Source organism: Cellvibrio chitinivorans, assembly GCF_035117775.1.
Lineage (GTDB): Bacteria > Pseudomonadota > Gammaproteobacteria > Pseudomonadales > Cellvibrionaceae > Cellvibrio > Cellvibrio chitinivorans.
In genome coordinates, this window is sequence record NZ_JAYKKN010000004.1 from 28,236 (window position 1) to 49,738 (window position 21,503).

Genomic DNA, 21,503 nt, shown 5'->3' on the forward strand with positions numbered 1-21,503 from the left:
TACTCGATGTCAATTTAGTTGATTGGTTACGCTCACGCGCTACCGGAGATTTTTTACGATCAAACAGAATCTATTGCGGCACGAATACTGCCAACAATATCGCCCACTGCTGCAGCGATTTCATCCGCTTTCTTATCTGCCATGCTGCCCATCTTATCGACCAGCACACTGCCAACAACTACGCCATCAGCCAATACGGCTACGGCTTTCGCGGTCGCTGGATCTTTAATGCCAAACCCTACGCAAACGGGTAAATCTGTTAATTGACCAAAGCCAGTCAATTTTTCTTTAACGGCATCAACATCCAAATGCCCCGCCCCGGTTACACCTTTTAAAGAAACGTAATAGAGGAAGCCGCTTGCATAGGCAGCAACTTTCTGTGCGCGCTCAACGGTAGTGGTCGGAGCCAACAAAAAGATGTTGTCCAAGCCGTTTGCATCCAATTCGCCTTTTAACTCAACAACTTCTTCAGGTGGAAGATCAACGGTTAACAATCCATCAACACCCGCTGCGGCTGCGGCTTTTGCAAATTCGGCATAGCCAAAACGCTCTACAGGGTTAGCGTAGCCCATCAATACAACTGGAGTGGTGTTATTGGTCTCGCGAAACTGTTTAACGACCTCAAGAGTGCCGCGCAAGCTAATATTGTGTGCAAGTGCGCGCTCATGCCCTTGTTGAATCACTGGCCCTTCAGCCATAGGGTCAGAGAAAGGAACACCTAACTCAATAACATCTACGCCCTGCTCTACCATGGCATGTAAGGTCGGCAAAGTTGCCTCTGGATATGGATCGCCATTAACTACATAGGCAACCAATACTTTTTTGCCCGCCGCTTTGGCTTGGCCCAAATGTTGGGAAATACGACTCATCGACAATTCCTGATTTTATTTGCCGCAGCTGCGCAGCACTTTTTATTAACGCCGAGCGTTTGGTAATAGACGCTTGGCGTTTGATTAAACGGTAATGCCATCCAAACCAGCAACAGTCAAAATATCTTTATCGCCACGACCAGACAGGTTGGCGATGATAATTTGATCTTTACTCATGGTCGGTGCGAGTTTTTCTACGTAAGCCAATGCGTGGCTCGACTCTAGTGCCGGCATAATACCTTCGGTTTTGGTGACTTTGCGAAACGCAGCCAAGGCTTCGTCATCATTGATCGCCACATAATTTACGCGACCAATATCTTTCAACCATGAGTGCTCAGGACCCACGCCCGGATAGTCCAAACCAGCAGAAACCGAGTGAGTCTCAATAATTTGGCCGTTTTCATCTTCCATCAAATAGGTCCGATTTCCGTGCAATACACCCGGAATACCTTTATTTAATGGAGCGGCATGTTTGCCGGTTTCGATACCCAAACCACCGGCTTCAACTCCGTACATTTTTACGGATTCATCGGTGAGAAATGGATGGAACAAGCCGATAGCGTTAGATCCGCCACCAACACAGGCAACCAACGCATCAGGCAAGCGGCCTGCTTGCTCGAGACATTGACGACGTGCTTCACGACCAATAATCGATTGGAAGTCACGCACCAACTGTGGATAAGGATGTGGGCCGGCAACCGTACCAATGATGTAGAAAGTGTCATCCACATTGGTAGCCCAATCGCGCATGGCTTCGTTCATTGCGTCTTTCAAAGTGCGCGAGCCAGAGGTCACCGGAAATACTTCTGCACCCAGTAATTTCATACGATAAACATTGAGCGCCTGACGCTTAACGTCTTCTGCACCCATGTATACACGGCACTTCAACCCCAAACGCGCTGCCACTGTTGCAGTAGCCACGCCGTGTTGGCCTGCACCAGTTTCAGCGATAACACGGCTCTTACCGGTGAACTTAGCCAATAAGGCCTGCCCGATAGTATTGTTTACTTTATGCGCGCCAGTGTGATTAAGATCTTCACGCTTCAGATAGATCTGGGCACCGCCAAGCTCACGTGTCCAACGCTCAGCCAAATACAAAGGCGATGGGCGACCAACGTAGTGCGCCATATCCTTATCAAATTCTGCTTGAAAACCAGGATCGCCTTTCAGATTTGAATAAATAGATTGGAGTTCATCGAGCGCGTAAATCAATGTCTCGGAAACGAAGCGGCCGCCATAAGGGCCAAAGTGACCATCCTCACTAGGGAAAGCACTGTAATCAATAGCTGAAAACTGCTCAGTGTTACTCACCGTTTAATCACCTGTAAAAAGCCGACACCATGCTGAAACTTAAAGTACAGCCAGTCGCGCATTATTAATAAAAGACGTTATTTTGCCATGATCTTTTTTACCGGGTGCTGATTCTACACCACCACTCACATCAACCCCATAGACACGGGTTGCTTGTATCGCATCGGCCACATTGCTTGGCGTTAAACCGCCAGCCAACACCAAAGGTTTGTTTGCATTTTGCGGCACTCGTGCCCAATCAAAGGTTTCACCAGTTCCACCTGGTACACCCGGACGATAAGCATCCAACAAAATACCTGATGCACTGGGGAATTTCGCTATTTCAGCCGACACATCCAAATCCGGCCGCATACGAATTGCCTTCATATAAGGCCGCTGGAAAGCAGCGCAAAATTCTGGAGTTTCGTTTCCGTGAAATTGAAGTAACTGTAACGGCACTTGCTTTAGGACGGTATGCATATACGCAGGATCGGCATCTACAAATAACCCTGTCACCACAGTAAAAGGGCCAGCAGCCAAGGCAATGGCTCGTGCCTGTTCAATTTCAACGGCGCGAGAGCTAGCCGAGTAAAACACCAATCCGAGAGCTTCGGCGCCTGCATCAACCACCGCCATAGCATCACCGACGCTCGTGATGCCACAAATTTTGATTCGAGTGTTGGGCAAGCTCAGGCTCTCCTATCGCCATCAACGACTGCCGAAATACGGGTCGCGGCAGAAAATAAGGCGGTGATATTAACAGAATTAACACTGAAAAGCCGCAAAATAGCGGCTTTTGATTTTGGTATCAGGGAGCAAAACCACCTATAGGTTCGGTAAAAAACAAAGGCCCTGGCACGCTGACTGGCAACCCAAAATGGGCAGGATAATCAACACCAACCAAATAAAGACCAAAGGGTTTGGCAGTGACTCCTGCCGCACTGCGATCCCGCGCAGCCAATACCTCCCCAACCCAGTCAGGTGATTTATCACCTGCTCCAACCGCCATCAACACGCCAACAATATTACGCACCATATGATGCAAAAACGCGTTGGCCTGCACCTCCAAGATAATCAAATCTCCACGCCGAACCAGATGCAAATATTCAATCTGTCGCACTGGACTTTTTGCCTGACACTGAGTTGCGCGGAACGAGGTAAAATCATGGCGCCCAACCAAATGAGCAGAGGCCGCACGCATGGCATCCACATCTAATGGGCGAGACGACCAAGTCACTTGATCATGCAGCAAACCAGACGGAGTTTTCGCATCCGTCAACAAGTAGCGATAAGTACGATTTAACGCACTAAAACGCGCATGGAATTGCGGCTCAACTTCGCGCGCCCAACGAACAGAAACTGAGTCAGGCAAATGCGGGCGCGTACCGCGCAACCATGCTTTTTCAGGGCGCACAGCCAAGGTATCAAAATGAATTACCTGACTTGTTGCATGCACACCAGCATCAGTTCTGCCCGCGCAGACCAAGCTAACAGACTCATCAGCCACTATAGATAAGGCCTTTTCAAGCGCCTGCTGCACGGTTTTCACCCCATTCGGCTGCACCTGAAAACCGTGATAATCAGTCCCTTTATATTCAATACCCAGCGCAATACGATGCATTCCCTCAGGCCAAATGGTATCTGCAACCACCTCGCCATTGCGGGCATAGGGTTTTGAACTGGGAACGTAGTTATCACTCATTCAATAGACCATCAAATAAAAACCGGATTGCACAAAATAAAAAAGCCTTGCACCGAAATGCAAGGCTTTTGAATCAACCGGCGATTAACCTATACGGCCAAGTAACTCAGTAGCTTCTTTACGCTGCTCATCGTTACCCTCACCCAACACCTCGGAGAGAATATCTTTGGCACCTTCGCTATCGCCCATATCGATGTAAGCGCGAGCCAGATCAAGCTTGGTGGCAGCCTCATCGGCATCAGCAAGGAAGTCCAGTTCCGCATCCATCTCATCATCAGTAAGATCAGCTAGTGCAGCTTCATCACTGGAAAACTCATTCAAATTGATTTCATCTGAATCGCTACCAAAGTCAGACAATGCTTCGGCAAACAAGTCTTCATCCTGCACTGCAGGTTCAGGCTCTACCGGTGTTAGGTCACTGGTAAATGTTGCTGGAGCCTCATAAACAGGCTCTACATAGGAAGGGATTTCATCCTGTGATTCCAGATCAACAACATCATTAGTGACTGCAAAATCATCAACTTCCCAATTTTCAGAAACATTACTCAACTCACCAAGATCTGCTTCTAACGAGGCCAAATCCACATCGTTATCAGAACTATCGGATACCGCATCAAAACTGAAGGCATCATCGTTTTGCAGTTCAAAACCTGAAGCCAACTCATCCTCCGCAGGAGATGAAAGCTCATTTAAATCTTCATCAAGATTAAAGTCTGCAAGCTCGCTATCCGCATCAAAACTCATTGACGCTGGCTGATCCAAGCTATCAGTCAAATTCAAATTTGCAGTTGAAATTTCATCTTGCACACCTGCCGTATTGGGCAGATCAAAATCATCCAATGCAAAGCCATCTTCCAAGTCTAATGAAACATTTTCTACTGACTCTACCGGAGCCAAACCAGACTCATCAGCATTTGCTAGCAGATCATCATCAAAGTCGACATCAAGACTTTCCATTTCATGATCGAGTGCCGCCAGATCAACGTCATCGACATTCATATCCAAATTGAAGTCATCCGCCGCGACATCCAGTGAAATATCAACCTCATCCGCAGATGACGCAGGCTCTTCCGCAGACAATTCATTTAGTGACAGATCATCATCCAGATCAAAACTAAACTCTTCATCCAGCGAGGCCGTAGTTGACTCAATATCTTCTGGCAGCACTTCAGTTTCCAAATCATCCAAGGCCAATGACAACTCAGACAAATCATCAGCTTCAGCAGAGGTCAGATCATCCTCAAAATCCAACTCAAATTCATTTGCCAATTCTTCAGAAGCATCCGCCACCGATGACGCGAAGTTTGCATCCGAAGTCAGATTAGCCTCAGATGAAAGATTGTCAGCGTCGTCATCCAAATTGAGATCAAGATCGAAATCAAAATTGCTCGATTCACTTTCAGCTACAGGCAATTCATCAGAAGACAAGTCGAGATCATCAAATGAAAAAGACTCAGTCTCAGATGGCAACTCATTCATCTCCGCCGCCACTGGATCAAATGCACCTGCACCCGAGATACCTTCGCGCAACTCGGAAGCGCGCGCGATAAGGGCCGCACCTGCAATTGGCAAAAGTGCGGCATAGTGGCTGTCAAACGCCGGAGCATTTTGCTGCTGAGCATAAACTTCCAGAAGCTTCATTCGAATATCGGCGGAATTTGGATCTTTCTGCAGCGCGTTAAGCAGCATTTCTTCCGCTTGATCCAACTTGCCATAGGCAATGTAAATATCTGCCTCACCAACCACATCACCTGTTTCAGCAACCGCGGTAGTTTCATTATCTTCATCAAATAATGAAGACTCTTCGATTCCTTCAAAGTGATCGGCATTTTCTTCAGATGCGCTTTCAGATTCACTAATCGAATCATCCATCGCAAAAATATCTTCTTGCTCATCCGCCTGCTGCCCTTCGGCTTGCTTACGACGACGGTAAGCAAAATAACCGGCACCCGCCAACCCCAGCACACCCAAACCTATCCAAGGCGCATTTTCGATAGCAGTATCAACCAATGTGGGTTCTGGTTTCTTGGGGGGAACAATAGCCTTTTTCGGCGGAGTTGGTTGCGGAGGTGCAATTGCTGCCGCACTTGATGCTGCAGCCTCTGAACTAGCGACACTCGCAGTCTGAGCAACTACCACCGGGTCAGCAGCGGCAGAAGCTACCTCTGGCACTTGAGCCCCCGATGCTTCACCAGCTTGCCCTGCAGCCACTTGAAGCGCACGCAGTTTTTCATTACTTACTTCAACCAAACGCTCCATGGTCTCGATTTGAGCTTCAAGATCCTTCACGCGCGAGCTCAATTCTGTATTTTCTGCTTTGGACTTATCCAGCTCTTCCAAGGTCACAGCAAGTTCAGATTCCAGCGCTTTGCCTGCGCCATCATTTGCACCACTACCTTGACCGGCACTTGTACCTGCAGATGGAGCAGCCAGTTTCACACGCCCACTAGCCTCAGTCGACTCTGTGCGATTTGAACTGGTACGACGCGAAGCATTCAGCTGCGCGCCAGTATCAGAATCACCTGTGGCTTGCGCAAATTGGCTCACCGCTTCGGTTTTACCAACAGATTTCATTTCACTCGCATCAGGAATACGCAGCACCTGACCACGACGCAATCTATTGATATTGCCATTGATGAAAGCTTCTGGATTGGCACGATATAGCGCCATCATGCTTTGATGCACAGAAACGCTGCCATCAGGGCGTGCGCGGAGTGCTATGTCCCAAAGCGTATCGTTATTGCGAACTTCGTATTCATCGCCACTTAAACTAGATTGGCGCGCACCACTGCTACCGTCAGAGCCAGATGTCGTTCTCGGCGTAGTAGTACGTGGTTGCGAGGGAGGAGTGGCACGAGTAGTAGCAGCCTGTACTGCCTGGGTCGAGGCGCTATCATCAAATGTCGGCAAATCCATCAATAAGGTGTATTCGCGCAACAAACGCCCAGCAGTCCAGCGAGCCTCAACAAGGAAATTCAAGTAGGGTTCGCGTACAGGGCTACGCGAAGTAATGACCACCTTGGGGCCATCAGCGGCCTGAAGATCAACCTGAAATTGGAATTCGGTATAAAAGAACAGTCGGTCTACGCCATTACGCTCAAAGTCAGCAGGTGACGCCAAGGAAACCAGAATTTGTTCCGCTGTAAGATCGCGCGTATCAAGTAACTTAACCTCAGCCTCAAGAGGCTGATTCAGTGTTGACTTGAGCTTAACCTCCCCTAACCCTAAAGCACTGGCATAAGGAGACAGCACCAAGGATGTAAGACCACAGGCTAAAACCAACTGACGAAGACGCATAGCGCTATCCTTTTATTATTCCACGACTGAACCAAACACGATTAGCCAGACATTTTAGTTGATTAACACAGCTTAACACGCAGAAAAAACTGTGCAGGGGGAGGCAAAAAACCTCGAATGAATCTTCAGTATCGTTCGTAAGTATTCATTATAAATAGGTTTTTATCAATACTTGGGGTCTTGACAAAAACCAAACAAAGAGGATTTTTTGCACTTTTAACAAAGTGTATTCGCAAAAATGTGAAAAACCACTGACATTTAAATCCTTATTTCCACCGCAAATGGTTATAAAAACAAAAACCCCAAGGTTTTATCAACCTTGGGGTTTTGGCGCTTTCTCTTTTAACTACCGCTTAGAGTTACAAACTCAACTCTTATTTTGTCTCTTTCAAAATACGCAACATACGACGTAAAGGCTCAGCAGCACCCCATAATAACTGGTCACCGATTACAAACGCAGAAATGTACTCAGGCCCCATATTGAGCTTACGCACACGACCTACGCCGATTTTCAAACCACCTGTAATAGATGCTGGAGTCAATTCTTGCTCAGTGATGCCACGATCATTTGCCACAAACTTCACCCAGTCATTGCCGGATTTGATGATTGACTCAATCTCATCCAGCGGCAGATCTTTCTTAAGCTTGATAGTCAACGCCAAGCTGTGACAACGCATAGCGCCGATACGCACACACAAGCCATCAACAGGAATAGTGCTTTCGGTGCCCAGAATTTTGTTAACTTCAGCCTGACCTTTCCATTCTTCTTTGGATTGACCATTATCCAATTGCTTGTCGATCCAAGGAATCAAACCACCAGCCAATGGTGCCGGAAAGAATTCGCGCGGCACTTCATTGCGGATTGTGCTCGCCACTTTTCTGTCGATATCCAAAATCGCAGACGAAGGAGTTGCCAATTCATCAGCAACAGCGTTATGGATCACGCCCATACCTTTCAGCAGCTCGCGCATGTGATTCGCACCACCACCTGATGCAGCCTGATAAGTCATGGAGCTAACCCAATCCACCAAACCTTCACGAAATAAACCACCCACGCCCATCAGCATGATGGAGTTAGTGCAGTTGCCACCAATGAAGTTTTTAACCCCCTTTTGCAAAGCGGCATCAATAACATTGCGGTTTACCGGATCAAGAACGATAACTGCATCATCTTCCATACGTAGACTTGAGGCTGCATCAATCCAATAGCCATTCCAGCCGGATGAGCGCAGTTTCGGGAAAATCTCGCTGGTGTAATCGCCCCCCTGACAGGTAATGATCACATCCAGTTGCTTCAAATCTTCAACAGAATACGCATCTTTCAATGCAGGCAAACCAGCTGCTACTGCTGGCGCTGCACCACCTACGTTAGAGGTGGTGAAAAAAATTGGCTCGATGTCAGCAAAATCATTTTCAGATTGCATACGCTCCATCAATACGGAGCCCACCATACCGCGCCAACCTACAAAACCTACTTTCATCTCAGTCTCTCTTTAAGTGTTTCAGCGAAAATCAATTCAGTGCCGCTACTACGGCATCACCCATTTGCGAGGTAGATACTTTCGTCTTACCTTCGGTATAGATGTCAGCGGTGCGATAACCTTGATCAAGCACCTTGCCAACTGCCGCTTCAATCGCATCCGCAACCTGCGGATAACCGAGCGAATAACGCAGCATCATGGACACTGACAAAATAGTCGCCAGCGGGTTAGCAATACCCTGCCCAGCAATATCCGGCGCCGAACCGTGACACGGCTCGTACATACCGCGACCATCTTTATCTAACGAGGCCGATGGCAACATACCTATTGAACCAGTCAACATAGCAGCTGCATCGGACAAAATATCACCAAACATGTTGCCAGTCACCAATACATCGAACTGTTTTGGCGCGCGCACCAGCTGCATGGCAGCGTTATCGACGTACATATGCGACAACTCAACATCCGGATATTCCTTATGCAGAGTGTCCATCACCTCACGCCAGAGCATTGTCGCCTCAAGTACGTTCGCTTTATCGACTGAACACACCTTGCCATTACGCTTGCGCGCCATTTCGAACGCGGTGCGGCCGATACGGATAATCTCGCTCTCGGAGTATTTGTAGGTGTTATAACCTTCACGCTCGCCATTTTCCAAAACACGAATACCACGCGGCTCACCAAAGTAAATACCACCCGCCAATTCACGCACGATCAAGATATCCAAACCTGAAACCACTTCCGGCTTCAGTGAAGATGCATCGACCAATTGTGGGTACAGCAGTGCTGGACGCAGATTTGCGTACAAACCCAGTTGCGAGCGAATCTTCAGCAGACCTTTTTCAGGGCGAATTGCACGATCCAATTTATCCCATTTAGGGCCACCCACCGCACCCAACAAAATCGCATCGGCCTTGCGTGCTTTTTCAAGCGTGGAATCCGCCAAGGGAACGCCGTAAGCATCAATTGCACAACCACCCATATGATCATTTTCAAAGGTCAGACCGAGATCAAATTTCGCATTGACCACATCTAATACTTTACGTGCTTCTTTAACGATTTCTGGACCAATACCATCGCCTTCCAGAATTAAAATATGCTTACCCACGAACATTCTCCAAATGTAAATTTTGCGTTTGTTATTTCACTACATCAAACAACCAAGGCGCTTCTGCACGACGCTTGGTTTCGTAGGCACGGATTTTATCGGCATGTTCCAACGTTAAGCCAATATCATCCAAACCATTTAACAAGCAGTGCTTGCGGAATGCATCAACTTCAAAACCAAAGCTCTCGCCCGATGGCGTAGTGACAGTTTGCGCAGCAAGATCAACCGTTAATTCATAGCCTTCTGCTGCATACATTTCTTTAAACAATTGATCGACAATTGCTTCACTCAAAATGATCGGCAACAAACCGTTTTTGAAGCAGTTATTGAAGAAAATATCTGCAAAGCTTGGAGCGATAACACTGCGAAAGCCGTAGTCATCCAGCGCCCAAGGAGCATGCTCACGACTTGAGCCGCAACCAAAATTTTCACGCGCCAGCAAAATACTGGCATTTTTATAACGCGGAAAATTCAGTGGAAATTCCGCATTAACCGGACGCCCTTCACAGCTTTGATCTGGCTTGCCTTCATCGAGGTAGCGCAACTCATCAAACAAGTTTTTACCAAAGCCTGTGCGTTTAATCGATTTCAAAAACTGCTTTGGGATAATCATATCGGTATCGACATTCGCGCGATCCATAGGAGCAGCGATGCCTTGTATAACGGTAAAACTTTTCATGGCTCTCTCCTATTAGTTAAAAGTGCGAACATCGACGAAATGACCGGCAATTGCGGCAGCAGCAGCCATCGCTGGGCTTACCAAATGTGTGCGTCCACCATACCCCTGACGCCCCTCAAAGTTGCGGTTAGAAGTAGAAGCACAGTGCTCACCCGCTCCCAACTTGTCCGCATTCATCGCCAAACACATGGAGCAGCCAGGTTCACGCCATTCGATGCCAGCTTCGATAAAAATCTTATCCAACCCTTCCGCTTCTGCTTGTGCTTTTACTGCACCAGAACCGGGAACCACAATCGCCTCCTTTACTGAACCGGCTTTCTGACGACCTTTTACAACTTCGGCTGCCGCACGAATATCTTCAATGCGCGAATTGGTGCAAGAACCGATAAATACGCGATCCACATGAATAGAGGTGATCGGTTGGTTTGCCTGCAAGCCCATGTATTGCAATGCGCGAATCATATCGTTGCGTTTAACCGGATCAGCTTCATTCGCTGGATCAGGCACTTTATCTTCAACTGACACTACCATTTCAGGCGAAGTACCCCAGCTAACTTGTGGCTTGATGTCAGCGCCATTGATTTCTACTACCGAATCAAAGTGTGCACCTTCATCGCTGACAAAGTTTTTCCATTCAGCAACAGCCGCATCCCACAAATCACCCTTAGGCGCAAAGGTACGACCTTTTACATAATCAAGAGTGATGTCGTCTACCGCCACCATACCGGCGCGCGCGCCCGCTTCGATTGCCATATTGCACACAGTCATACGACCTTCCATGCTCATATCGCGGAATACTTGGCCACCAAATTCCATCGCATAGCCGGTACCGCCAGCGGTGCCGATTTTGGCGATGATCGCGAGCACCACATCTTTTGGTGTTACGCCAAGACCGAGCTTGCCATCTACCTTGATCAACATGTTTTTCATTTTTTTGGCAACCAAACATTGGGTCGCCATAACGTGTTCCACTTCACTGGTACCAATACCATGTGCCAACGAGCCTAAAGCGCCGTTGGTCGCGGTGTGAGAGTCACCGCAAACTACGGTCATACCAGGCAAGCAGGCACCAGTTTCAGGCCCTACAACATGCACGATACCTTGGCGGTCATCGTTGATTTTGAATTCGAGGATGCCGAACTCATCACAGTTGTCATCAAGGGTTTTCACCTGAATCAAGGACACTGGGTCTTGAATACCACTAACACCATGAGCGCGCTCTTTTTGGGTGGTAGGTACGTTGTGATCCGGTGTCGCGAGGATCGAATCCACGCGCCAAGGCTTACGGCCAGCCATACGCAAACCATCGAATGCCTGCGGCGAGGTCACTTCGTGGACGATGTGACGATCAATATAAATGAGGGCAGACCCGTCATCACTTTGATGAACAAGGTGCGCATCCCACAATTTATCGTAAAGGGTTTTAGCCATGATGATCTCCAAAAAAGCCTTACCGGCCCGATTTCAAGGTTGCATACGAATTAATAATAAGAATGAAGCCATGCTACCCCCGCAAAACCCATAAAACAAATTTATCTTTTTTATATATTGCATTCCATTTTGGAATGGATTAAAAATAGATCAATGGATACCCAACATCTACAGGCTTTTGTGGCGATTGCCGAACAAGGTTCATTTTCTGCCGCTGCCGAGCGCCTACACCTGACCCAGCCTGCCATCAGCAAACGCATTGCTCTTTTGGAAGAACAGCTCAGTGCGCCATTGTTTGACCGGATTGGTAGGCAAATCGCCCTCACCCAAGCTGGTCAGCTACTGTTAAGCAAAGCCAAGTTAATCTTGGGAGAAGTGGCAGCTACACAGCGAGCCATTGCAGATTTACAAGGTGATGTGCAAGGTAAATTGAGTATTGCAACCAGCCACCATGTGGGACTGCATTATTTACCGCCCTATTTGCGGGAATTTTCGATTCGATATCCCCAGGTAAAACTGGATTTACACTTTCTTGATTCGGAGCAGGCTTATCATGAAATCCTCCAAGGTAGATTTGACATCGCCATTATTACGCTCGCGCTTCAACAAGACGCGCGACTCAAAAGCGAAACCCTCTGGCACGACCAACTCCAATTTGTCGTCGCGCCCACCCATGCACTTGCAGCGCAATCGGATATTCAGCTGGCCGATTTAAGCCAGCATCCGTCGATAATGCCCGACACCAACACCTATACCACCCAACTCATCAAAAACCTGTTTGACGATCAGCAACTGCCACTCAGTACAGGTATGGTGTCCAATCATCTGGATACAATTAAAATGCTGCTCAGTATTGGTCTAGGCTGGGGGGTTTTGCCGCAACGTATTATCGATAGCGAATTACACATTCTTGATTTGAATCAGCCGCCAATTATGCGCCCACTCGGATATATTCATCACAGTCAGCGCACACTCAACAATGCCGCTCGGGTTTTTCTGGAATCATTAAAAAACAATTCCACCAATCTTTAAGCACACCAAAGTTAACGACTGCAAATTTACTCGCCGCATCAGAATTTTTAATTCACATCCATTACACTACGCCAGAATTATTCAACCACTGCTTTAGGATTTTCCATGAAAAAAATTGTTTCTTTCACTCAATATTCTCTTGGCGCTATTGCCTTGGCTGTAAGCAGCCAAACCTATGCCGATACTATTTTTGGTGTATATGCAGGCGCAGGCACCTGGCAAAGCGAGTACAGCGGAAAGGTTGGCGCACCCGCTGTTTCGACAGGCGACTTGGGAATGAGCGATGACAATAATAATTTTTACTACATTGCAATCGAACATCCGATTTTATTTCTACCTAACATCAAAGTGCAGCAAAACAACATCACCAGCTCTCAGCGCAGCATTGTTGATGGCAACTTTAGTATTGGCGATATCACTTACCCAAGCGGCAGCACAGTTGCCACAGATTTTGATTTAAGTTACACAGATACAGCACTGTATTATGAATTTCTCGACAACTGGCTGACTCTGGATCTGGGCGTCACCCTGAGAAAATATTCAGGCTATTTATCTGCCGAAAGCGCAGGCGTAAAAGACAAAACCAAAATCGACACCACCTTGCCTCTCGCCTATGGTCGAGTACAGTTTGATTTGCCACTTACCGGTTTTTTTGCAGGCTTTGAAGGAAATTACATTAGCTACGATGGCAATGACTTGGCCGATTACACAGCAAAGCTGGGCTACTCGTTTGACTCTGCATTAGATGTGGGAATCGAGGTGGGCTATAAATCTGTAAAAGCCAATATTAACGATGATGACGTGAACACCAATCTGGATATTAAAGGCCCATACGCCGCAGCCATTTTTCATTTTTAATCATTTACTACCCATGAAAGCCTTGCACACGCAAGGCTTTCACTTCAAACAGCGCCTAAAAAACGCCCAATTTGAAATACAAATTATGATTACCTTCAAAGGTAAAACCATAACCTAAATACAAAGGTCCGAACGGCGTCTCCCCTCCCAAATAAATTACACCGGAATCAAGCCATTCTTCAGGCTCTGTCATAGTGTAAATGGTTTGCAATTTTGCCCCCTCCACAGCTAATCCCATGCGCAAGTCCCCATTTAAACCCAACGGCATGCGACCGATAATTCGCTCTGCACGAATATGCGAATAAATAGCATCATCGCCAATAATTTGGTTGCTCGCATAACCCGACAAATTTAAAAAACCACCTAGCATTACAGAGTCGTAAAACGGCAGCTCCCCCTTTAAGGAGCCAACATAAAGACCGCGAATGGCAAAAACAAAATCGTTCACCTTGTAGGCATGCGTCAGATCAGCAGAAATTTTATTAAACGTACCGTCATGCGCATCAAAAAAGCTGAGCTCTCCACGCCAGCCGTGCGATGGAAAATACAAACGATTGCGACGATCCAAATTCAACGAAAACAACACACCACCATAGGTGTCATTCACATCCGGCAAGGTTACCGCACTAACGTCTGCATCACCCCGTATATCATATTCACGCCAACCAACTGTTGCCTGGCCGTAAACCCCCAGATTAGTACCAAACATCAGCTCCGAATAAGCGGTCTCCAATTCATACTCAGCCAATTCTGTATTATCAGAAAACAAACCTATATCGACGCGCTCTCGAAAATAACGAGGCTCAATAAAAAAGTGATGGCGTGTATCAATCGGTTGATAGTAATCAAACTCAAACGATGACTCATGACCAACATCAACAGCGGCAAATATTTCACCGCCATAAGAGTTCATCCAGGTGTTGCGATAGGCAGAACGCAAATTAAAGGTAGAGCCTTGGCGATATTCGCTATCAATCGCAAAACCGAAAATCAAATAATCAGAACTCCAGTTTTTTTCTTTTGCGGTAACCTCAAGAACATTTTTGCCGTCTTGATTGACGATTCGATAATCGACATTCTCATAAAAACCATCACCATAAGCGCGAACCAAATCCTGCTCCAACTCAACTCGATTCAGTAACTGCCCCTCCTGCTGATGAATCTGGCGCGCAACATAATCAGTGTGAACCCGATTTAACGGAGTGATTACTACTTGATCAATCAAAACTTCTCTGGCGCGGCTATCAGTATTTTTATCTCGCCATGCCGTGTAAGCGCGCTGATCAACAGATAACTTGCGGAGCGCCTCTATATGTTTTTCTGCGGCTGCCCGACCTATATTTGCCGCCTCGTCATAACGATAAAAATCAGACGCACGAATATCCCCCAATTCAGGTGCGATATAAATGTCACTTCCCGTCAAGCTGGCCAGCGAGCGCTCAACATTTTGCTTGGTCAAAATGCCGATCATTTGCGCAGACACACTCAACAATGAGCCTATACTTTCTGGCGGTTTAAGCGGCGACCCAACGTTTACCGCAATAACCCTGTCGGCGTTACACAATCCACGCGCAACATCCACTGGCAAGTTATCCACCAAACCGCCATCGACCAATTTTCGATTTTGATATTCCACTGGTGCCATTAACCCGGGCACCGACATACTTGCGCGCATCGCCTGAGTAAGACTGCCATCGCGAAATACAACACGCTCGCCGGTACCTATATCAGTCGCGATGATTGCGAGCGGCAGCTGCAACTCCTGAATTTCCCGCTCACCAAGATCGGCATCTACAAGCTGATTAAAAAACAGTTTTATTTTTTCACCCGCAACCATGCCCGGCTGAATCTGCATGCCGTTTTTAGTCAGCCCCATCTCTGTGCCGCCAAGATAGCGTTTACTGACTTTTTTCTTGCGATAGCTAATTTGCGAAAAGTCCGCCACATCCAGGAACATGTCCGTCCAATCGGCGAGCGCCAACTTCTCGCGCATTCTCTCTGGTGACAATCCGGCCGCATAAGAACCCGCAACCAACCCACCCATACTAGTTCCGACAACACAATCAACCGGGATACGCTCCCGCTCCAACACCTCCAATACCCCAATGTGAGCGGCACCGCGTGCACCGCCGCCACCCAACACCAAAGCGGTACGCCCCTGTTCAGCCGCTTCAAGCCATGCTGAAAACAACCACAAAAATCCCAGCACAGAAGCCTTTTTCTTTAGCAACACGACATCATCCTTTTGATAAGTAGAAAAACATCACCATATATATAGCAAAACTGTATAACCAACCTAGCACCTTAATCTCACACCCAAGACGCCATTTAGATCATATTTTAGCCACCAAAACATCAAAAAAGCGGTCTGATGGTTTGAATGTCATCTTTTTTAAAGGATATTCATTTTAATAAATATTGAAATTTGAGGATGACAAAATAACAAACAACAAAATCACGCAAACAAGAAGATCATTTATCTAAAAAATCGCTAAAAATAGAACTATCATCTTTATTTACGGAATTTATTAAAAAACCATCCCACTTTTTAGGGCATTTTCGATAGAATGACCCACGAATTGATCTTTTTAGGAAATAGCATCATGGCCAGTACCCAAGTCGATGACCTGAATGTGGTCTCGCAAGAGCTGCTGATTTCGCCGGCAGAACTCAAGAAAAAAATCCCACTCACCGAAAAAGCCCGCGAGGTTGTCACTCAGGGCCGTGAAGTGGTACGCAATATTCTGGATCGCAAAGATCACCGCATCTTTGTCGTTATTGGCCCCTGCTCTATTCACGATGTAGCAGCTGCCAAAGATTACGCTCAACGCCTGAAAAAACTGGCCGAAGAAGTGAGCGATGCCATCTACGTTGTGATGCGCGTTTACTTTGAAAAGCCACGCACCACCGTCGGCTGGAAAGGCTTGATCAATGACCCCTACCTGGATGACACCTTCAAAATTGAAGAAGGCTTGCATATCGGCCGCCAATTGCTGCTGGACATCTCGGAAATGGGCTTACCAACAGCAACTGAAGCGCTTGATCCGATATCGCCTCAATACCTGCAGGATTTAATCAGCTGGTCGGCAATTGGCGCGCGCACCACCGAGTCGCAAACTCACCGTGAAATGGCCAGTGGACTATCCTCAGCCGTAGGTTTCAAAAATGGTACAGATGGTGGTTTGACTGTCGCTATCAACGCTTTGCAGTCAGTATCCAAACCACATAGATTCCTCGGCATTAACACTGAAGGTCAGGTTTCGATTGTTCATACTCGCGGCAATGCTTACGGTCACGTGGTATTGCGCGGTGGCAATGGCAAACCCAACTACGACTCAGTGAGCGTAGCTGCCTGCGAACAAGCACTGAATAAGGCGAATGTTGTACCGAATATCATGGTGGATTGCAGCCACGCAAACTCCAATAAAAACCATGAGTTACAAACACTGGTAATGGAAAACGTTGCCAGCCAGATCGTTGAAGGCAACAACTCTATTATTGGTTTGATGGTAGAGAGCAACATCGGCGCAGGGAACCAAAACATCCCGGCCAACCTGTGCGATCTGAAGTACGGCGTATCTGTTACTGATGCATGTATCGATTGGGCAACAACAGAAAAAGCCTTACATCAAATGCGTAACACCATTAAGGATGCACTGGTTAAGAGATCTCAAGCAAAATCTTGATAATTTAGATAACTCATTGATCCTAATAAAAAAGCGGCACCCAGCCGCTTTTTTATTGACTTGAAAAACTGGTATTTTATGTACACTTTGTCAAATTTTTCGACATTAATTCGAGCTAGTCTATAGCCTTTTAGGCATACCGCTGCTACATTCAGGCCACTCAGGATCGCTTTTTGCCGGACGCTAAAACAATAATTTCATCAACCTGCGGAGCCCAGCATGGCATTCAGTCAACCCTGCCAGCAATCCACATCGTCATCACACAAAACCAACCACTACCATGTCGCTGAAGCTGTTCAGCGCGGTGAGTTCACGCTCAGCATTAGCAACATGCTGGGTTGTGATTACATTTTTGTCAGTCACACAGGCAATCACGAACTTTTAGCTCCCACCCGCTTGGCGACTACCATTCGCGAGCTGCTAGAAATTCTGGAAACATCACCGCACCAAAGCACGGTAATTAGTGTCGATGAAGCACTCTCCGGCGATTTGGTTTTTACCCGTCATGATTACAAATGGGAAAACAGGCAAGTAACCGATGTTATTTGCTCCCGCGTGACCAACATAGAGCAAATCGACTTCATACAGATGATGTTTGATTGCAGCACCAGCTGTTAGCTTTCGCCCTCGCACGCATTCAAAGCCACAATTCACCTTGTGGCTTTTTCATTCATACACCGACAAAACCTAAAGCGCCAAATTAACCCAGCTGTGCTAGGGTTAGGTCTATAACCCTAAAAAATAATCCTGACCGGATAGTATTTATGCGTATTCAACTTGGCTCATCCAGAATTTTTCATTGTGTAGCGTTAATTTTAATAACTACGGTAACGCCACTTCAGGCAGCCGAAACCAAAACCGTTGTCACCAACATGAAGTCCAATGTCCAAACCGATTATATGAACGGTTTGCTCAAATTGGCGCTGTCCTACTCTGGGAAAAACTACGTTTATTCGACTACATCAGAGGTTTATTCGCGCCCACGGGTAATGGAATCCGTTAAAGCAGGCACTATTTCAGTGATGTGGGGCGGGACATCAGAAGAGATGGAGAGCGACTTTATACCTATCCGTATCGACGCCTATCGCGGGCTCATGAATCACCGCTTGTTTTTCATCCGCCAAGGCGATCAAGCCCGCTTTGACAACATCAATACTTTGGAAGACTTAAAAAAGATAAAACTAGGGCAAGGCCGCAGCTGGCAGGATGCATCCATTTTGGAAAGCGCTGGCCTCACAGTAGTCAAGGCCACGAAAAAACCCAGCCTTTACCATATGCTGGATGGCGGACGTTTTGATGCGTTCCCACGCGGCGCCAATGAAGTGTGGACAGAACTTACCGCTTTTCCAGAATTAAAACTCACCGTTGAAAAGCATCTGGTGCTGATTTATCCATTGCCCACCTACTTCTTTGTCACTCATAAAGACCCAGAGCTGGCAAAAGATATCGAATTTGGTTTGGAGTCAGCCATCAAAGATGGCGCCTTCAACAAATACTTCTTTGGCAGCCCTGAGGTTCAAGAAGCACTGGAAAAGGCCGATTTGAGCAACCGTCGTGCAATCAGAATTGACAATCCTTACTTGCCAAAGGCAACCCCGTTGAATCGTAAAGAGTTGTGGTTAGATTTGATGAATGCCACATCACCAAGCGACGCCACTCAGCCAAGCGACATACAGGAAACCGATAGCGCTTCGGATAACACTTCATTACCTGCCGCGGACTAACAAGCGGGAAACTTTTCACAAAATGAGGCATCACAAATGCACCAGCCAATACCTTCGCTCCACCTGAAGGCTTTGGCTCTGCCTTTAACTGTGCAATTCCGCTATAGTAAGCCCTACTCATCCGCGCCATATAACCGCGAGCGGTTGTGTTAATCAGTTAGGATCGCTACACACAAACGCGATGAATACGCGTTTAGACTTTCGAGACCCCTTTATGCAAATTGTTGTTGTGAGATCGCTAAAAATAACCCTCTTTAGCCTGATTATCGGTCTGTCATCGCTGAGCGTTGCAGATCAGGTAAAAACGCTAAAACCCACTCCAGAACAGAGTAAAGCGGCAATTGATTTAGTCCAAAAGCTGGACGCTGAACACTATCGTGATCAGGAGCTTAACGACGCCTTATCCTCGCGCTATTTGGACGAGTATTTGAAATCACTCGACAGCGCCAAAAATTTCTTCTTGCAATCCGATATCAAAGAGTTCGAAAAATATCGTCGCAGCTTTGATGATGATTACAAAAAAGGCAAACTCGATAGCAGTTTCGCCATCTTTAATCGCTTTAACGAGCGCATGATTGCACGCCTCGAACAGGTCGTAAAAACACTGGATGACCCGAAAACCGTATTCAATTTTGATGTTGAAGAGTCAATCCAACTCGACCGTGAAAAAGCAGTCTGGCCTGCTAATCAAGCCGAGGCCGACAAACTTTGGCAGCAGTACATCAAGTCCAATCTTGTAAATTCTATGCTGTCAGGAAAAACGCTCGACGAAAGCAAAACTACGCTGCGTAAACGCTACGCGAATCAACTGCGTCGAATTAAACAGCAAACAAATGAAGAAGCATTCAGCGTGATGATGAATTCACTCACCATGCTCTATGATCCACACACGAATTATCTATCGCCAGAAAGCGCTGAAAACTTTGACATCAGCATGTCACTAGAACTGCAAGGTATTGGCGCGGTACTACAAAGCGATGAAGACTACACCAAGGTCAGCAGTTTGGTTGTTGGCGGCCCCGCGCAGAAACAAGGCCAATTAAAACCTAACGATAAAATCATCTCGATTGCTCAAGGCACAGATGGTGAATTTGTTGATGTTGTGGGCTGGCGCCTGGATGAGGTGGTAAAACTGATTCGCGGCCCTAAAGGTACTATCGTGCGCTTGGAAGTCATTCCATCAGACCCGACTGCAACAGCCAACAAAAATATCACCATCAAACGTGAGACGGTAAAGCTTGAAGATCAAGCCGCGAAAAAAGCTGTCTTTGAAGTAAAAAATGGCGATAAAACTTTCAAACTGGGTGTGATCGACATCCCCACTTTTTATATGAATTTTGAAGCCTACCAAAAAGGCGATCCAAATTATAAAAGTACTACGCGCGATGTATTCAATCTGCTCAACGAACTTAACAAAGAAAAAGTTGATGGTGTGATTATCGATTTGCGTGATAACGGTGGTGGCTCTTTACCTGAAGCAGCAATGTTGACCGATTTGTTTGTCGATCAAGGCCCGGTAGTACAAATTCGCCAAAGTGACGACACTATTTCTCGCAACTACCGCGCTTATCAACCAGCAGTTTATCGCGCACCAATCGCCGTTTTGATTAACCGTTTAAGTGCATCTGCATCAGAAATTTTCGCAGGTGCGATTCAGGATTACGGCCGCGGCATCATTATCGGATCCACTACTTTCGGCAAAGGCTCTGTACAAAATTTGGTTGAGCTAAAACACGGCCGTTTAAAAATTACCGAAGCAAAGTTTTATCGTATCTCGGGTGACAGCACCCAACATCGCGGTGTTATTCCAGATGTACAATTACCAAGCCTGTTAGACCCGGATGAAATCGGTGAGAGCAGTTATGACAACGCCCTGCCATGGGATCGCATTCACCCTGCCCCACACCAAAACTATTACAATATCAGCAAATATTTGCCGAGCATTGAAACCGATCACCAAGAGCGCATGGCGCAAGACCCTGACTTTATTTACTTGAATAAACAAAGTGCGATGTTTAAAGAAACAGCTGCAAAAAAAGAAGTTTCACTGCGCTTGGCAACTCGTCAGGAAGAGCAAAAGCAAATGGAAAAACGTGTTTTGGACATGGAGAACCAAAAACGTACCGCTAAAGGCGAAGAAGTTTATGCTGACTATGCTGCATTAAAAGCAGCTAATGGCGGTGATGAAGATGAAGAGACTCCAGTTACAGAAGCAGAACGGGAAATCAAACCCTTGGAAGACCCCTACCTGATGGAAGCGGGTCATGTTCTGGCAGACTTCATCAATGAACTGACTGCACCCAAGAAAGTCGCAAAGCAATAATTTCCATTTATACAATTTGATTT

16 protein-coding genes are annotated in these 21,503 nt (G+C 46.8%); 6 read left to right on the forward strand and 10 right to left on the reverse strand.

Going from position 1 to position 21,503, the window contains the following annotated elements; genetic code table 11:
* Positions 1 to 59: 59 nt before the first annotated feature.
* The 9 genes from trpA to leuC form a co-directional block, all read right to left on the reverse strand.
* Positions 60 to 869, reverse strand: a complete 810-nt coding sequence (gene trpA / locus SPL68_RS12055; RefSeq protein WP_323815411.1) for a tryptophan synthase subunit alpha — start codon at positions 867 to 869, stop codon at positions 60 to 62.
* An 84-nt stretch (positions 870 to 953) separates the two neighbouring features.
* Complete coding sequence (trpB, locus tag SPL68_RS12060) at positions 954 to 2,180, reverse strand: tryptophan synthase subunit beta (RefSeq protein ID WP_323815412.1); 1,227 nt, start codon at positions 2,178 to 2,180, stop codon at positions 954 to 956.
* Between the two features lie 39 nt (positions 2,181 to 2,219).
* Positions 2,220 to 2,846 carry a phosphoribosylanthranilate isomerase gene (locus SPL68_RS12065; RefSeq protein ID WP_323815413.1) on the reverse strand — a complete coding sequence of 209 codons (627 nt, stop codon included), beginning with the start codon at positions 2,844 to 2,846 and terminating at the stop codon, positions 2,220 to 2,222.
* Between the two features lie 121 nt (positions 2,847 to 2,967).
* Positions 2,968 to 3,861 carry a tRNA pseudouridine(38-40) synthase TruA gene (gene truA, locus SPL68_RS12070; protein WP_323815414.1) on the reverse strand — a complete coding sequence of 298 codons (894 nt, stop codon included), beginning with the start codon at positions 3,859 to 3,861 and terminating at the stop codon, positions 2,968 to 2,970.
* An 84-nt stretch (positions 3,862 to 3,945) separates the two neighbouring features.
* Complete coding sequence (locus SPL68_RS12075) at positions 3,946 to 7,158, reverse strand: motility hub landmark protein FimV (RefSeq protein ID WP_323815415.1); 3,213 nt, start codon at positions 7,156 to 7,158, stop codon at positions 3,946 to 3,948.
* Positions 7,159 to 7,532: 374 nt separating this feature from the next.
* Entirely contained in the window at positions 7,533 to 8,639 is a 1,107-nt protein-coding gene (asd, locus tag SPL68_RS12080) for an aspartate-semialdehyde dehydrogenase (RefSeq protein WP_323815416.1), read from the reverse strand.
* Positions 8,640 to 8,670: 31 nt separating this feature from the next.
* Positions 8,671 to 9,747, reverse strand: a complete 1,077-nt coding sequence (gene leuB / locus SPL68_RS12085; protein WP_323815417.1) for a 3-isopropylmalate dehydrogenase — start codon at positions 9,745 to 9,747, stop codon at positions 8,671 to 8,673.
* A gap of 31 nt (positions 9,748 to 9,778) precedes the next feature.
* Positions 9,779 to 10,426 (reverse strand): 3-isopropylmalate dehydratase small subunit, encoded by a 648-nt coding sequence (leuD, locus tag SPL68_RS12090; RefSeq protein WP_323815418.1) that lies wholly within the window; start codon positions 10,424 to 10,426, stop codon positions 9,779 to 9,781.
* Between the two features lie 12 nt (positions 10,427 to 10,438).
* On the reverse strand, positions 10,439 to 11,860 hold the full coding sequence (gene leuC / locus SPL68_RS12095; protein ID WP_323815749.1) for a 3-isopropylmalate dehydratase large subunit: 1,422 nt from the start codon (positions 11,858 to 11,860) through the stop codon (positions 10,439 to 10,441).
* 150 nt (positions 11,861 to 12,010) lie between these two features.
* On the opposite strand from leuC, the gene SPL68_RS12100 reads away from it, so the two are divergent.
* Both SPL68_RS12100 and SPL68_RS12105 read left to right on the forward strand, forming a co-directional pair.
* Positions 12,011 to 12,889 carry a LysR family transcriptional regulator gene (locus SPL68_RS12100; RefSeq protein ID WP_323815419.1) on the forward strand — a complete coding sequence of 293 codons (879 nt, stop codon included), beginning with the start codon at positions 12,011 to 12,013 and terminating at the stop codon, positions 12,887 to 12,889.
* A gap of 105 nt (positions 12,890 to 12,994) precedes the next feature.
* Positions 12,995 to 13,747, forward strand: coding sequence for a TIGR04219 family outer membrane beta-barrel protein (locus SPL68_RS12105; RefSeq protein WP_323815420.1), 753 nt, complete (start codon positions 12,995 to 12,997; stop codon positions 13,745 to 13,747).
* 55 nt (positions 13,748 to 13,802) lie between these two features.
* Here the strand turns inward: SPL68_RS12105 and SPL68_RS12110 are convergent, their stop codons facing one another.
* Positions 13,803 to 15,980 (reverse strand): patatin-like phospholipase family protein, encoded by a 2,178-nt coding sequence (locus SPL68_RS12110; protein WP_323815421.1) that lies wholly within the window; start codon positions 15,978 to 15,980, stop codon positions 13,803 to 13,805.
* A 370-nt stretch (positions 15,981 to 16,350) separates the two neighbouring features.
* Between SPL68_RS12110 and SPL68_RS12115 the strand changes: the two genes are divergently transcribed.
* The 4 genes from SPL68_RS12115 (at position 16,351) to SPL68_RS12130 (ending at position 21,480) form a co-directional block, all read left to right on the forward strand.
* Positions 16,351 to 17,433 (forward strand): 3-deoxy-7-phosphoheptulonate synthase, encoded by a 1,083-nt coding sequence (locus SPL68_RS12115; protein ID WP_323815422.1) that lies wholly within the window; start codon positions 16,351 to 16,353, stop codon positions 17,431 to 17,433.
* Positions 17,434 to 17,652: 219 nt separating this feature from the next.
* On the forward strand, positions 17,653 to 18,051 hold the full coding sequence (locus SPL68_RS12120) for a hypothetical protein (RefSeq protein ID WP_323815423.1): 399 nt from the start codon (positions 17,653 to 17,655) through the stop codon (positions 18,049 to 18,051).
* A 146-nt stretch (positions 18,052 to 18,197) separates the two neighbouring features.
* Positions 18,198 to 19,157: a diguanylate cyclase gene (locus tag SPL68_RS12125; protein ID WP_323815424.1), complete on the forward strand. Its 960-nt coding sequence runs from the start codon at positions 18,198 to 18,200 to the stop codon at positions 19,155 to 19,157.
* A 214-nt stretch (positions 19,158 to 19,371) separates the two neighbouring features.
* A complete protein-coding gene (locus SPL68_RS12130; RefSeq protein ID WP_323815425.1) occupies positions 19,372 to 21,480 on the forward strand; it encodes a carboxy terminal-processing peptidase in 2,109 nt (702 codons plus the stop codon).
* Positions 21,481 to 21,503: the final 23 nt, after the last annotated feature.